Raw genomic sequence first — 14,893 nt, 5'->3', positions numbered from 1 at the left:
ATAGTGATTTGTATTTGCAGGAGAACGATTTATTTTCCGTAACATTAAAGCTTTAAAGTAACAATATTGGTGTATTAACAACATACAAAGCAGGTGTTGTGTAGCTTTGCAGACTAGTAATGGTTATGATTGGATTTAAAAGATATTTTTTCCTGGTACTGATAATTCTTGCTGCTGCCTGCCAGCAGAAGAACGAATTAAGAACGATACCTGTTGATGATTTCTTTAAATCGCAGGATAAGATAACCTACAGAGTGTCGCCTGATGGAAAAAATCTTTCTTATCTTAAGTTGCAGGGCCAGGATCAGAACATTTATATTGAGGATATTGAAACAGGCAAGGGCAAAAATATCACCAGACTAAAGGATAAAAACATCGTTTTCTATTTTTGGGTAAGTAACAACGAGCTGATCTATTATAAAGAGATAGATGCAGTAAGCCGGAAATCTGACGTATTTATCATCGACAAGGATGGGAAAAATGAACGCCAGCTCGTGAACAATGAAAAGAGTAGGTTAAGGGTGATTGAAGATCAGCTGATCGATGATAAGTACCTGCTGGTTTCTTCTAATAAAAGGGATTCGACTGTTTTTGACGTTTATCGTTTAAATGTGCGTAACGGGGCAATGGAAATGGCAGCAAAAAATCCAGGAAATATTATTGACTGGAAAACGGATGCTGACGGTAAACTTCGCCTGGCAGTGCGCAGCGATGGCGTTAATTCGACCATTCTTTACCGTGCAAACGAGAACCAGCCCTTTAAAAAGGTTTTGGCCAGCAATTTTAAAGATACTTTTTACCCGATTGCTTTTAGTCATGAAAGGCCTAATGTTATTTATGCCATATCAGACGTTAACAGGGACAAGACGGCCCTGGTTGAGATAGACTGTAATACTGGTAAGGAAATAAAGAACATTTTCTGTAACGATACACTGAACATCACTGATGCCCAATATTCGAGGAAAAAGAACAAACTCTCTTTTGTGGTGTATGAAACCTGGAAAAAAGAAAAACATTTCCTGGATGATTCGGTAAGGCAGGTTTACAGCAACCTGGATAAGCTGTTGCCGAAAACGGAAATGAGGATTTATGATAAAGATAAGGCCGAATCCGTATTTATACTAAGAAGTTTTACAGACAGGAATCCGGGCTCTTATTACCTGTATTTTGCAAGTACCGGCAAGCTGAGAAAACTGAGCGATTTTAATGCCTCTATTCATGAGAGTGAACTCTGTGAGATGAAACCGGTGGCTTATACGTCCAGAGATGGTCTGAAAATTCATGGATACCTCACTCTTCCACTGAATGTAAAAGCAGAAAACCTGCCGGTAGTGGTGTTGCCACATGATGGGCCGGTGCAAAGGAATTTATGGGGCTACAATCCGGAAGTGCAGTTTTTAGCCAATAGGGGCTATGCGGTATTCCAGATCAATTACAGGGGATCTTCGGGTTACGGAAAGACATTTGTGGCCGCAGGTTTTAAGCAATGGGGCGCTAAAATTCAGGATGACATTAATGATGGGGTAAAATGGCTGATCGGCCGGAAAATTGCTGACCCAAAAAGGGTTGCGATATATGGCACGGGTTTTGGCGGATATATTGCATTGAACGGATTGTATTTAAATAAGGGTACTTTCGCTTGCGCGGCATCGAATTCAGGAGTGATTAATTTATTTACCTATTTAAAATCAATCCCCCCTTACCAAAAGCCAAACCTGCAGATGTATTATGAAATTATCGGGAATCCATTAACGGATATTGACAAGATACGTAAGGTTTCACCATTGTTTCAAGCGGATAAGATCAATGCTCCCGTACTGCTGGCAGAGAACATTAAAGATCCGAACAACAATTCCGGCGAGGCCATACAATTTGTGAAAAACCTTAAAAAACGCAATGTCAGTGTTACTTATCTGGAAAATGATGGCGACATAGCTGTCTATTACAGCAGGAATCCCGAGGGACGGCGCAAATTTTATAATGCCCTTGAAGAATTTTTAGAAGTTAACCTGAAAAGGAAGTAAATTGACATTTAATGGCTTCAGAGAAAAAAGACGGCTACCGTAAGAATTTTTCATTGATAATCACTTTCATTGTGCTGATGTCTGTCTTGTTCCTGCTTTCGCTGGGACTGGCTTATCGTTTCAGTACCAAGTATATAGAGAATGAGTTCTCCTCTGAAAAAGTAAATGTGCTGGAAGAAAGCATTAAACCATACAACGACTTTTTTCAAAAAAAGCTTCCAGAGGTATCTTATTATAACGGCTACCTCGATTCTGCCACAGCAGCCAGTTTTGTAGATACCGTTTTACTGGAATATCCCTTTGTTTCGAAAGTTGTCTTTTATGATTCGGAGGTCAGTAATACTCCGGTTAGTGATGGCTTAAATATAGGGAAGTTCTCTTTCGGGCCTAAAAACATTTACCAGTTTGGTAGTTTGGTACCCCTGGATTCGGTGCAGCTGTTCTCGAGAAACAATACCCGTAATTTCATTGTAGGGGATGATTTTAATACTCTGGGTTTAAAGCTGGTGTCTTATATTGAAAGCCTGGATACCACCCGTGTGCCGGGGCAGGATGAATTGTTCAGCAATTTCAGCATTGTAAGATCTAATAAAATCACCTACCTGAATATTCCCCGGATGGAGGACCTGAAGGTATACAAGAACATGATGCGCAGCCGCCTGGATGCCAATCCGGTTTACCAGCAGGATATGTTGTCTTTTCAGTTGGATCCCTATAAAATAAAGATCGTAAACACCAGGCCACTCTTGTTTCAATACATTAAAATTGAGCCGCTCACATATGATCCGCTGGATACTACGGAAGTGTACCTGAGTACAGAGATTACTTTGCCTGGACCGTTTTCCGACTATAAACTCTATTTTATTTCTTCCAAATCCTTTATTGAAAAGGAGATCCTCAGTTATTTTCTGCCCATTGCACTGGCTATTTTGATGTTTTACAGTATTGTAGTGCTGGTTGCATTTTTAATTTACCGGAACCTGAACATTAACCAGAAGATGTTCAAGCTGCAATATGATTTTGTGAATAACCTTACACATGAGTTTAAAACGCCGGTAAGTGTGATCAAGATTGCAGGAAACAATATTAAAAGTGCAGCAGCACTGACAGACAGGGAGCTGAAGATGTATGGTAAGATCCTGGATGAGGAAGCAGATAAGCTGAATGGCCTGATGAATAAACTGCTGGCTTTTACCCAGATAGAAAACAAAGCAATTGCCCTGAACAGGGACGAGATCAAAATTATAGATTTTCTGGAGAGTACAGTAGAATCGCACCGCTTAAAACATCCGGATTTCAATTTTACTTATGAGGTTTCAGGATTTACTACGTTTATTACAGATCCGGTACTGCTGGGTAGCTTGTTTGATAACCTTGCCGAAAATGCTTATAAATATTCTCCGCCGGAACGTAAAAAGCTCCACATTAGCGCCAGACAGATTAAAGGAAAAGTAGTATTCAGATTCATCGACCAGGGTATTGGCATCCCTGCATCAGAAATTAATAATATCTTTAAGAAGTTTTTCCGTATCCAAAACCAGTATAACCAGAATGGCAGCGTGGGTTTGGGCCTGGCTTTCTGTAAGGAACTGGTTAACTTTATGAAGGGTGAGATTACCGTAAGGAGCAAGGTGAACAAAGGAACAGAATTTAAAATTGTACTACCATATAATGATTAATACTATGTCGAAAGGAGTAAAAATACTGATAGTTGAAGACGATGAAAATTTACGTTTTTTAGTGGTGCATCGTTTAAAGGCCGAAGGCTATGAGGTTTCGGAAGTGAGTGATGGCGAAACTGCAGAACGTATGATATTATCGGAAAAACCTGATATCGTTTTACTGGACTGGATGCTGCCGGGTAAACAGGGCGCGGAAGTTTGTGAAGAGGTAAGGAAACAGGGCTTTGATAACCTCATCATTATGATGACTGCCAAAGCGCAGGATATAGATAAAATTGATGCCTATAACTTCGGCGTTTCAGATTATGTGACAAAGCCTTTTAATATGGATGTGCTGGTGGCCATGCTGGATAGTAAAGTGAAGTTTATATTGAACAATGACCGTTCAGAAGTGCACCGCTTTGGCAATATGGAGCATCATCCAAATGTACATACGTTGTTCAGAGATGGAAAAAAGATAGAGCTGACCATTCTGGAAAACAGGATATTGCTGTATTTTTTGCGGAATCCGAATAAGGTGATCAACAGGGATGAACTGATGCTGGTGGTATGGGGTTATAATTCTGATGTGAATACACGCACGCTTGATATGCATATTGTGCGTTTGCGTAAAAAGATTGAACTGAACCCTGATAATCCGCAATTGCTGCAAACCGTCAGAGGTGTTGGTTATCGCTTTAATCCTGCTTAAAACCGGAGACTGATCAGTACGAGGATTAAGTATTGCAGCAACATGGTTCCATCCAGATAGAAAAAATAGTAGTATTCATTCTTTTTGATATTGGATTTGAAAATTAGCCAGCCGGTAAGGAGTAACGTTAAGGTTAACGCAATGATGTCTGCGTTTACGGTCTGGCTAAAAAGTATAAGGAGCACAAGATAACCGGCCAGCAAAAGCTGGCAGAAAATGTAAGCTTTTTTTTCGCCCAGCATGACCGGGATAGTTTTTAGTGCATATAACTTGTCCTGGAAAAGATCTCTGATGTCGAATGGAATCGTGATGGCGGCAATGAAGAGGAAACGTTTGGCCACCAGCAATAGTGTTTCTGCCGAGGAGATGCTGACCTGATAATTGTGTTCCAGCTCGACAACAGGTAGCAGCACACAACTGATAGACCACACCAGCGCGATAAGAAATAGTTTAATGCCGGGGATATTGCGCAAGCCTATTTTTTGGTTGTTGAGGGTAAGAAAGGGGATGTTATATCCTAGTGCAAGTATCGCTGTAAATATCATGAGCAGTTTGGCCTCAATGCTCAGGTAAAGCAACCCCAGAGGAATGAGACAGAGCATGGAAATCAGCGTGATGGAGATGATCAGCCTGTGATGTGCAAAGATCCACCGGACCCTCACGAACTTCGAGTCTGCCGGGTTTTTAGGCTTTGACAACAGCATACTGAAGTTATAAATGCCTATGGTGCCAAAAAATATAATGGCAAGAATGTATTTGTCGGGCTGTGCCTTTAATAAATGATAAGTGATCAGACCCTGGGCTACCGCACAAACGGCAATGAACAGGTTACTGAACAACAAAAAATCAAGAATGGATAAGAGCACTTTTTTTATCATGTGCAGTAACATTTGGTTAGGCGCGCTTCAGCTCAAATATCGTTATTTCCGGCAAAATTCCAACTCTGCCAGGATAGCCGAGAAAACCATAACCAACGTTTACATACAGCTGCTGGTTTTGTTCCTGGTATAAGCCTGCCCATTCTTTATAAATGTATTGTACCGGGCTCCATTGAAAATGTGCTGTCCTCACACCAAACTGCATGCCATGGGTATGGCCGCTAAACATAGCATCTATCTGTGGATACTTTTCAAGTACCTGGCCGCGCCAGTGCGAGGGGTCGTGTGAGAGCAGCAGTTTTACAGGCAGATCGTCAGTGTTTTGAACTGCCAGTTCCATCTTGCCGTATTTTGGGAAACGGCCCATGCCCCAGTTTTCGATACCCAGGATGCCAATTTCTTCGCCATCAACTTTTAACCTCCTGTTTTCATTCATCAGCAGGTCCCAGCCCATCAGCTGATGTGTTTTTATCACGTCTTGCAGGTTCTTTGCTTTTGCAGCTGAAGGGGCCTTGCCAAAGCGATAATCACCGTAATCGTGGTTGCCGAGGGTGGAATATACACCCAGGGGCGCTTTTACCTTATTGAAGATGTCCTGGTAGTTGCGCATCTCTGAGGCCATGTCGTTAACCAGGTCTCCGGTAAAGAAAACAAAATCAGGCTTTTCGCCCAGTAGCATTTCAACACCGCCAAGCACTGCTTTATGGTTATAAAAACTCCCCGAATGAATGTCAGAGATCTGCGCCATTTTAATTCCATCGAATGCCTTTGGCAGGTTTGGCAGCACCAGTGTACGCCGTTTAATTTTATAATCGTAAGCGCCTGATATCACGCCCCAGCTTAAAGAAGCTAGGGGGATGGTAGCAGTGATCATCCCGGCTTTCAGTAGAAAGGCAGAACGGCTGATGGGTTCCGCTGTGCTTGCAGGTATAGTATCTCTTGCTTTTTGTTTTTTATTAAAGCGGGTTAGTCTGATCAGACCCCGGCGCAGATCGTCAATCAGCAGGAAGGGCAGCATCACAAATTTGCAAACCACAGTTAAAAAGAAGGCAACCAGGATCACCGCCCTTAAGGTGAGGTACAGGTTGAGGTAGATCCCTGCAAAAACACCGATCAACAGGCCAAGGGTATAGGTCCACCAAAGTATGCTGAATATTTTCTTCGTTCCGGGACGCCATTTTTTAAACACCGCCAGAATTGCCCGGTAGCAATAATAATCAAATACTAAAAGGAAAATGCAAAGGAAAAAGATAACAGATAATCTACCCATAATCTTCATCTTCAGTATCCATATTGAACAGGCTGTCAAACATATCAGAGAAACCAAAACCGCCTTCCAGGTATTTTTTATTCAGTTGGGAATATTCGGCCAAACCATGCAGGGCAAACTCCATCAGTAAAAGGGTTTGGTTTTCGCTGATCTTGGGATGGAATTTCTTAACCAGGTCATATAGGCCTGCGGCCTTCATCAATTCTTTTTTGTATTGTGCATTATTCAGCTGGTCGGAGATGTCCAGGGTATGGCCTTCGGTAAACCATTCGGTAATGATTAAATAGGGATTCGCTGATTTGCTTTTCTTCGCTTTTTCCGGATCGGGAAAATAACGGGCAAAGAGGCTTTTAATGGCCTTTCCGATTAGGGTATTGGCTACTTTTGCCGGTCCTTCGAGCTCGCCTTCGTAAACCAGCTCAATTTTACCGGTTACCGCCGGGATGATGCCGGTTAGGTCAGATAGTCTGACTACGGTATTTTTTTCTCTGTTGATCAGCATTCTTCGCTCTGCGGTACTGATCAGGTTTTCGTATGCAGAGATGGTAAGCCGGGCGGAGACACCAGACTTTTGATCAATGAACTCGCTTCTCCTTGCTTCAAAAGCGACCTGCTCTACCAGGTCTTTTATCAATCCATCTGCTTCAATATTCTGGCTCTGCTCTGGGCTGATCTTCGCTTCCTGAAAGGTTATCTTCCTGGAGATGGCGATGGTTTTAGGATAATGGGTCAGGATCTGGCTTTCAATGCGGTCTTTCAAAGGGGTAACAATAGAACCTCTGTTGGTATAATCTTCAGGATTCGCTGTAAACACGAACTGAACATCCAGTGGTAAACGCAATTTGAAACCCCGGATCTGGATGTCTTTTTCCTGGAGCATATTGAACAGGGCTACCTGGATCCTGGCCTGTAAATCAGGCAATTCATTAATGACAAATATGCTGCGGTGTGCTCTTGGGATCAGGCCAAAATGGATTACTCTTTCATCGTTATAGGTCAGTTTTAATGTAGCAGCTTTAATAGGGTCTACATCGCCAATCAAATCGGCAACGGTTACGTCTGGTGTAGCCAGTTTTTCCGTATAACGCTCAGTACGGTGCTGCCAGCTGACCGGGGTGTTGTCGCCATGGATTAATATTTCGTGTTTGGCGTACCAGGAGATTGGATGAAGCGGATCGTCAAAGATCTCACTGCCACTTACATAAGGAATGTATTCATCGAGTAAATTGACCATCAAGCGTGCAATCCGGGTTTTTGCCTGCCCCCGCAAACCGAGTAAAAGGATGTTGTGCCGGGATAATATAGCGGTCTGTAATTCTGGTATGACGGTTTCATCATAACCTAAAATGCCATCGAAGCCCGCATCTTTATCCTGTAATTGTTTGATCAGGTTTTTGCGCAGTTCATCCTTTACAGAAAGGGAGGTATAATTGGAGGCTTTTAATTCGCCAAGTGTTTTAATCTTATTGTGATCCATGGGTTGTTTGCAGTTAATACAGGCTATCTTACCGTTTTCCTTCTGTTTTTAATGTAATCTTCAAAAATATATTCGCCCAGTCCGTTTAAAGAACTGTAAAATGCCCTCCCTCCATTGATCTGTGTAAATTCCCGTACAAATTGTTGTAAATAGGGATCCTGGGCAATCATAAAAGTGGTGATCGGGATGTTGAGCCGCTTGCATTGTGCGGCCATATTTAAGGTTTTATTGACCACTTTCCTGTCCAGGCCCATGCTGTTCTTGTAATAACGGCCATTTTCTTTTAAACAGGTTGGTTTGCCATCTGTGATCATAAAGATCTGTTTGTTGTGCGTTTTACGCCTGCGCAAAAGGTCTGTTGCCAGCTCCAGGCCGGCAAAAGTGTTGGTATGATAAGGGCCAACCTGCAGGTAGGGCAGGTCTTTTACGGTAATGGGCCAGGCGTCATTGCCAAAAACCACGATATCTAAAGTGTCTTTTGGATAGCGTGTCTTAATGAGCTCGGCAAGGGCCATGGCTACTTTTTTTGCCGGGGTGATGCGGTCTTCCCCATACAGGATCATGGAATGGGAGATATCGATCATCAGGACGGTAGAGGTAAGGGTTTTGTAGTCCTTTTCTTCTACTTCGAGGTCTCTTTCTGTTAAGGTAAAATTGCCAATACCGTGGTTGATCTGCGCATTGTGAATAGAGGCAGTCATGTCGATCTGGTCCAGACTGTCGCCAAAAGTATATTCCCGTCTGTCGGCATTCTTTTCTTCACCTATACCCGAAATGTTGCTGTTGTGGTTCCCTTTTCCGGCTTTTTTTAGTTTGCCGAAAATCTCTTCAAGCGCCGATTTGCGAATGGTCTGTTCTGTTTTAGCGGTAATGCTCAAGTCGCCATTTGCAGGATTTTCCTGCAGGTAGCCCTTTTCTTTCAGCTCATCTATGAAATCACCCATCCCGTAATCGTTGTTGGTAAACTGATATTGTTTATCGAGCTCGTTCATCCAGGCCAGCGTTTCCCCGGCATCGCCCGCAGTATAGTTGAGCAATTGGGTGAATAGCTTGAGCAATTCATCAAACCCACCTTTTGGCAGATCATCAGGCTTAAAGTCAGAAAATTGGAACCCTCTCATGTATTCAGTATAAACGAATTATCGAAGGTAAAAGTTTGTGCCGGCAGTAATGTTATCCGGTTGTAAAAATACCCTGACCGGCTATTTTGGACTGCCTGCTGCCAATGCACTTTCTGCGCGCTTAACCGCCAGTTTTTCTCTCCATTTTGCATAAGGAGCTTTAAAGGCCATTTTTAGCACACTGTCTAAGCCGCCCTTTATGGCCAGGTTAAAAACACTTTGAGCTTTCCGGGTGATGGAAGCGTCCCAGGCCCTGAGACTTAAGGAGAAGGAGCCATCCAGGTATTTCATCCAGTGCCACATGCCGGTAGGCATAAAGAGGGTATCGCCATGTTCCAGGAAAACTTCGTAACCCTCTACGCCTTTTAAAGCAGGGAATTTTTCGAAATCAGGGTTAGCGACATCATAGTCTTCCAAGGCATAGGTTGCATTAGGGATACAGTAAAGTCGCTTTTTCCATTTATTGTCGAACAGGATGATGTGTTTTCTGCCCCCAAAATGGGTGTGAAACAGGTGGGGTAGATCGATATCATAGTGTAAAAAAGTAACAGAGTTAGAGCCTCCAAAAAACATGGCAGGCATACTTTCTATAAATCCGCCCATTAGGTCTTTAGGGATTACGATGTCATTTACGAGATCGGGATAATGTTTAAAAAGGTTAAAAAAGAAAATACGGAGTTCTGTAGGTTCTCTTTTAATGAGGTCCAGATAATCTCCAAATTTCATTTCAGCTACCGAAGCATTGATGGGCTTGGAAGGGTCTGCTTTTGAATTGTCCATCAGACTGACCGTGATGTCACCGCCAATTTGTTTGAGGTAATCTGTTGTCCACTTTTCTCTTGCCGGCCAGGTTTTGGTAAGGCCTTTGATGATTAGCGGACGACGCGCATCCAGGTAATTCTTTTTAAAATCAGCAGGGCTGATGCTTTCAACGGTATCTACCGGCTTTAAAATAAAGCTCATATTGTTTCATCATAAGATACCAGGAACCGCTCAATGCCTGTTGCCGATCTTATTTAAAAACAAATGTAAATAAAATTTACATTCATCATATTTTATGTGGCAAAGGCTTTTTGTAAAGCCAATTCAGGATTACCACAATCCTGATTCTCGGCAACTGCACTTCAAATATGGGTCTACTATGCACCTCGGGCGTATTTTGCTCGTAGCTTGTGCACACCTGGCCCATAAAAAGGATACTTTTTGCGAACAAGGTACGACTGAGGTATTGATGAGGTAATATCGAGGTGGCTAGTTGGCCCTTGCCAGTCCCTAAATATCCATATAGGTGAGCAGGCCGTTATCCCGGTAACTAATCATCGGCGTAGGTTATCAGTGCCATGGATAACCATTGATATTGCAAAGCTGTTTGTAGTAAGGTTTTGATATCACCGAAACCAGCTGCTGCATTGCCCATTTTTCGCGTATGTTTTAATGTACCTGAACAGGCAAATAACTGCAGCCAGTAACCACTTGCTCGAGGCCCGATTACTTCTTTTGCCACTTTGTAGATATGGTAACTGTTGCCTGGGATATACTGGTGGCCTGTAGGGGGTTGCCTGCGGTTATACTGATAATTGGGCTCGTTTAGCAGGAATGCTGCGGGTTAATTGTAGAGTAAATATGTTTATATGTATAAAATCGGTTGCACCTGTGCCCAGTGCCTTTGACTTTAGATAGAGGACGGTATTTTTAAATAATATCGCTCTTTATATTACTAAATTGTATTTAAACAGAAATAACAGTATATAAATGATTGATAAGTAAGCTTATGTTAAATATTCTCATGTATTTATTTAAAGCATACATTTAAATAACTAATTTTATCAAAAACCATAAACTTAACTGACATTGGAATTATTTTCAGAAACATTCATTGAAAAGATTGGATATTTGGACTTCCAAGTTTTAGATTCAGAACAATCTCCAGTTGTTTTCGTTTCAGAATTAGATAAGCCAGTTTCGCGGATTACACCATATCAAATTCTAGCTTTAGAAGAAGCAAAGTCGTTTCAGGCCGATGCAGTGTTTTTTCGTTATTTTGGGGATGAGAGATCGCCTCAAGCTCAAATTTATATCTACGACAATATAAACGGAATTATCGATGGGCATTATGCGCAGATACATAAAGAGTTATGGAGCAGTTGCCGAATACCTATTTTTATAGTTGTAGAGGATTTTAAAATCAAAATATTCGACTGTCGAAAACCTGTATCGGTAACGAAAGAAGGGTCAGTTTATACTGATGATATTGCATCCATTGATACAAGAGATCTAGAGAAATTTTCGGATGTTATTCAAAAATATAATGCTCAGAAGTTTTCCAACGGAACTTTTTGGGAAAGTTCGGAAGCGATAAACCATTTTACTTATGGGGCGACAGCTTATAAAGATTTGATTGAGGGACTAAAAAATTTACGATCTAACTATAGCAACAAAAAAAATAATGTAATTTCAGACGATCTTTCAGACTATATAATTATCATCTCGATCTTAGTTAAATATTTGGAAGAGAATGGGGTCGACGAAAATGAAAATAACTTAGCTGCCGATTTTTTCGATAGCCATGTCGGATGTAGAAGTTTTATTGAGATTCTAGAAAAAAATAAATTAGTTGAAATTTTGGAAAGTCTAGCAACCAAATTCAACGGCGGGATATTTTCATTAAGTAACTTACAAAAGGAGGAATTATTAAAAGCAGATCTATCATCAATAGCTACTTTTTTTGACGCACGTACGACCCATGCCCATCAACTGGTTTTTTGGCCTATGTATTCATTTAAACATATTCCAGTCGAATTAATTAGTAATATTTATGAGGAGTTCATACCAAAGCATGATAAAGGCGCAGTTTATACGCCACACTATTTAGTTAATTTATTGATAGATGAATGTTTGCCGCTTCCAAATAAGGTTATCAATAACCCGCATTCTGAAAATGTGAAACTAATCGATATCAGCTGCGGATCCGGTATCTTTTTAGTTAATGCATTTAAGCGATTAGTACAGATTTATAAAATAAAGCAGTATCATGATACAGGCACATTTACCAATATTGTGCCAATCAATATTTTGCAGCAAATAATTAAAGACAATATTTTTGGCATCGATATTAACCCCCATGCTGTCAACTTGACGAAGTTTAGCCTCTGTCTTGCTATATGTCAAACCTTATCACCCCAACAGATTTGGACTGAATTGTCATTTGAAGATTTGGGTATTTCAAATATTGTGAAAACCGATTTTTTTCATTTTGTTTCAAATGAGGACAATCATAAAAAATATGATCTGATCATTGGAAATCCGCCATTTAATACCCCTGTTAATCCATCAACGAACGAACCTTACAAAAAATCAGAGTTTGCAACTCTGATGAAAAAAACATACCATATTGATTCTGCCCCTATTGGCGACGATGATTTAGCATTGTTTTTTCTTCAACAATCTTTAAAATTACTGAGGGAATCCGCCTTATTATGTCTAATTCAAAAATCAATACCACTTCTTCATACAAAAGAAAATGAAGGCTTCAGGACTGAACTCTTCAAAACATATTCCGTTCCTCAAATAATTGACTTTACACCATATAGAAGAATACTTTTTCACAATGTGACTGTTCCAACCTGTGCTATATTCATAGAAAACTCTCCGCCAGTAAATGAGTTCATTAGCCATATTGTAATCAAGCGTGCGTATTCCGATGATATTGACCCCCTCATTCCGGGGCAAAGTGACCGTTAAATCGATTGCCGGGGGTGGTATGAAAAGTTACTTCCTCTTTAACTAATATAACCAATTCCCTTCTACCTGCCGAACTACCTTCTCTTAACCCTTCAAATTTCCTTCAGCTTTATCCAGGGCACGTTTTAGAACCAGGACCAGGCGCTCAAAGTGCTTTTTATTGGATTCCAACCTGGCGGCCTCAAATAAGACGATTTAAGCTATCCCAAATCTGCCTCCTGATACAGAGCTCAGCTTAGGTTGTATCGGCGAGCCTAAGGGCTTAAAAACGCCTAAAATCGCAAACTGATTTTCAAGAAAGATGATGGTAAAAACGCGGCTCTGGCTATCAAAATGGTCACTTTGCCCCGGAATGAGGGGGTCAATATGGTGCGGAATGGGGGGTCAGTTTAAATGCGGAATCTGTGCTCATTTTACCCGGAATACCCACCTGAAGTGATGGACACAAATTCTTTAATGAAAAAAATGGGTATTACTCGTGATCAGGCCAATGCCATCCTCTGGGATTTATTCGAAAAAGAATACATCGATTTAATTCCGGTGCTGGATGAAGAAAAACTCAATCTATTGAAAGCAAAAGAATAAATGGAAGCGATGCCTGAAGATATGAAACTGCTATACAGGAGGCTGTGGGATGTGGTACATTTTGAAGAGCTGTTCCCAGTTCCGGCATACTACCATATCGATGAGTTCCTGCTGAGCCTGATCATCGAACTGCACAGGCTATGCCTGGAAGAAGACAGGGGCTTGGCAATGGCTAAATACCACCAGAATAAAACGCAATTGCTGCAGCTGCAGGGAAGAACACTGGAATTACTGTCTGATGCCAATAAGAAACAACGCAAACGGATTAAAAGAATAGATGCAGGTTTAACAGAACTGTTGGATTTACTGGAGCTGGTAAAAACAGAGCGTATTGACACGTTTTTTTTTAACATCAATTAAACCAATATTTTGATAATCGATACGGAAAACAATATTAAACTTCATAAAACATCTGGATAAACTATTTGTCATCCAGAGTGAACCCTTTGTCATCCAGAGCGAATGCGAAGGATCCCTCGGGACCTGGGATGACAATGGACTTGGGATGACAAGAAATAAATTTAAATTAACATGATCTCTACTAACCTGTTACTGGCCCACTTCTGGGCTAATGCAAATAAGATCACTACGTCTACCGGTGTTGAACTGGACCTGATTGATGATGAAACCATCAGTTTATCTGTTACGCTAAGAAACCAGGAAGAATATCCGGAACGCTACCAACTGAAAGCCAGGTTTGGCTTAGCGCAGTTTATGGATAAGCTTGAACTGGAGCAGTTGCAAGATATTGACGAAATCAGCATCGAAACGATGTTTACCCTGATGGTAATCGGCAATGTCGGTTACAAATTGTTTAGGGTATAAATTACATACCCATACCCAAAACAGGAAGAATTTTTTTTCTCATGTACCATTTTTCGCAAAAAATTACTGTACTAAGTACCAGGAAACTAGAAAACTTACTTATTAAACTGAATAAATAACCTTAAAAAAACTGAAAAATACGACCATGACATAATTCTACCTCATCTCCCTATCGAAAAACCGATTATAATTTTAGGCTGCTAAAGCAGTTTAAACGCAGCACCAGGAACAGCTTAAAGCTGAAGGCATGCCTATGCCTTTTTTACTGGTTTTTACTAACGCAATCATCTGATAATTAATCTATTAATTTTTAAAATATGCCATAACGCAAGCCTGAAAGGGTAAAACGCGATATACCTTGGCACCATGATTTTTTAACAAATACTCAATAATGGATATACACGAGAACGAAGATTTTTCTACACACAGCTTTAAAAATTCGGAGAACCCGGAAGGAATGGACATGTACCAGAAGGCGCACTATTTTGGGCGCTATAAAAATCATTGGGCCAGCCTGGGTCGGTTTAACTACAGGCAGGTATGCCTTAGTGGCGCATTGCCTGAAGTGGAACTGGACCTGCCGGGCAACCCGAACAAAG

General features: G+C 41.1%; 13 protein-coding genes. 7 read left to right on the top strand and 6 right to left on the bottom strand.

Features of this window, described 5'->3' with window-relative positions; genetic code table 11:
• Positions 1-125: 125 nt before the first annotated feature.
• Genes R2Q85_RS15350 through R2Q85_RS15340 form a run of 3 tightly spaced genes read left to right on the top strand, consistent with a single transcriptional unit; the run spans position 126 to position 4,397 of the window.
• On the top strand, positions 126-2,024 hold the full coding sequence (locus tag R2Q85_RS15350) for a prolyl oligopeptidase family serine peptidase (protein ID WP_316812680.1): 1,899 nt from the start codon (positions 126-128) through the stop codon (positions 2,022-2,024).
• Positions 2,025-2,035: 11 nt separating this feature from the next.
• On the top strand, positions 2,036-3,703 hold the full coding sequence (locus R2Q85_RS15345; protein ID WP_316812679.1) for a HAMP domain-containing sensor histidine kinase: 1,668 nt from the start codon (positions 2,036-2,038) through the stop codon (positions 3,701-3,703).
• A 4-nt stretch (positions 3,704-3,707) separates the two neighbouring features.
• Positions 3,708-4,397 (top strand): response regulator transcription factor, encoded by a 690-nt coding sequence (locus R2Q85_RS15340; protein WP_316812678.1) that lies wholly within the window; start codon positions 3,708-3,710, stop codon positions 4,395-4,397.
• Here R2Q85_RS15340 and R2Q85_RS15335 read toward each other — a convergent pair.
• The 6 genes from R2Q85_RS15335 to R2Q85_RS15310 all read right to left on the bottom strand — a co-directional run bounded on the left by R2Q85_RS15335 (position 4,394) and on the right by R2Q85_RS15310 (position 10,647).
• The gene (locus tag R2Q85_RS15335) at positions 4,394-5,275 is read right to left on the bottom strand and encodes a hypothetical protein (RefSeq protein WP_316812677.1); all 882 of its coding nucleotides are present in this window, start codon (positions 5,273-5,275) and stop codon (positions 4,394-4,396) included. The two genes, R2Q85_RS15340 and R2Q85_RS15335, sit on opposite strands and share 4 nt — an antisense overlap.
• Positions 5,276-5,291: 16 nt before the next feature.
• Positions 5,292-6,545, bottom strand: coding sequence for a metallophosphoesterase (locus tag R2Q85_RS15330; RefSeq protein WP_316812676.1), 1,254 nt, complete (start codon positions 6,543-6,545; stop codon positions 5,292-5,294).
• Positions 6,538-8,022: a sigma 54-interacting transcriptional regulator gene (locus R2Q85_RS15325; protein WP_316812675.1), complete on the bottom strand. Its 1,485-nt coding sequence runs from the start codon at positions 8,020-8,022 to the stop codon at positions 6,538-6,540. Before R2Q85_RS15325 ends, R2Q85_RS15330 begins: the two co-directional genes overlap by 8 nt.
• A gap of 23 nt (positions 8,023-8,045) precedes the next feature.
• A complete protein-coding gene (locus tag R2Q85_RS15320) occupies positions 8,046-9,143 on the bottom strand; it encodes a vWA domain-containing protein (protein ID WP_316812674.1) in 1,098 nt (365 codons plus the stop codon).
• A gap of 81 nt (positions 9,144-9,224) precedes the next feature.
• Positions 9,225-10,106 (bottom strand): cupin-like domain-containing protein, encoded by an 882-nt coding sequence (locus R2Q85_RS15315; protein ID WP_316812673.1) that lies wholly within the window; start codon positions 10,104-10,106, stop codon positions 9,225-9,227.
• 349 nt (positions 10,107-10,455) lie between these two features.
• A complete protein-coding gene (locus tag R2Q85_RS15310) occupies positions 10,456-10,647 on the bottom strand; it encodes a hypothetical protein (RefSeq protein WP_316812672.1) in 192 nt (63 codons plus the stop codon).
• 347 nt (positions 10,648-10,994) lie between these two features.
• Between R2Q85_RS15310 and R2Q85_RS15305 the strand changes: the two genes are divergently transcribed.
• The 4 genes from R2Q85_RS15305 to R2Q85_RS15290 form a co-directional block, all read left to right on the top strand.
• The gene (locus tag R2Q85_RS15305) at positions 10,995-12,884 is read left to right on the top strand and encodes a class I SAM-dependent DNA methyltransferase (RefSeq protein WP_316812671.1); all 1,890 of its coding nucleotides are present in this window, start codon (positions 10,995-10,997) and stop codon (positions 12,882-12,884) included.
• Between the two features lie 585 nt (positions 12,885-13,469).
• On the top strand, positions 13,470-13,829 hold the full coding sequence (locus R2Q85_RS15300; RefSeq protein WP_316812670.1) for a hypothetical protein: 360 nt from the start codon (positions 13,470-13,472) through the stop codon (positions 13,827-13,829).
• A 171-nt stretch (positions 13,830-14,000) separates the two neighbouring features.
• Positions 14,001-14,294 (top strand): hypothetical protein, encoded by a 294-nt coding sequence (locus tag R2Q85_RS15295; protein WP_316812669.1) that lies wholly within the window; start codon positions 14,001-14,003, stop codon positions 14,292-14,294.
• Between the two features lie 391 nt (positions 14,295-14,685).
• Positions 14,686-14,893: hypothetical protein (locus R2Q85_RS15290; RefSeq protein WP_410478891.1), on the top strand; the 208-nt coding region annotated here is incomplete at its 3' end.

Origin of the sequence: Pedobacter heparinus (genome assembly GCF_032678725.1) — a bacterium.
Taxonomy (GTDB): domain Bacteria; phylum Bacteroidota; class Bacteroidia; order Sphingobacteriales; family Sphingobacteriaceae; genus Pedobacter; species Pedobacter heparinus_A.
The sequence above is the reverse complement of the archived record's forward strand: the minus strand, read 5'-3'. Positions and strand labels throughout refer to the sequence as shown.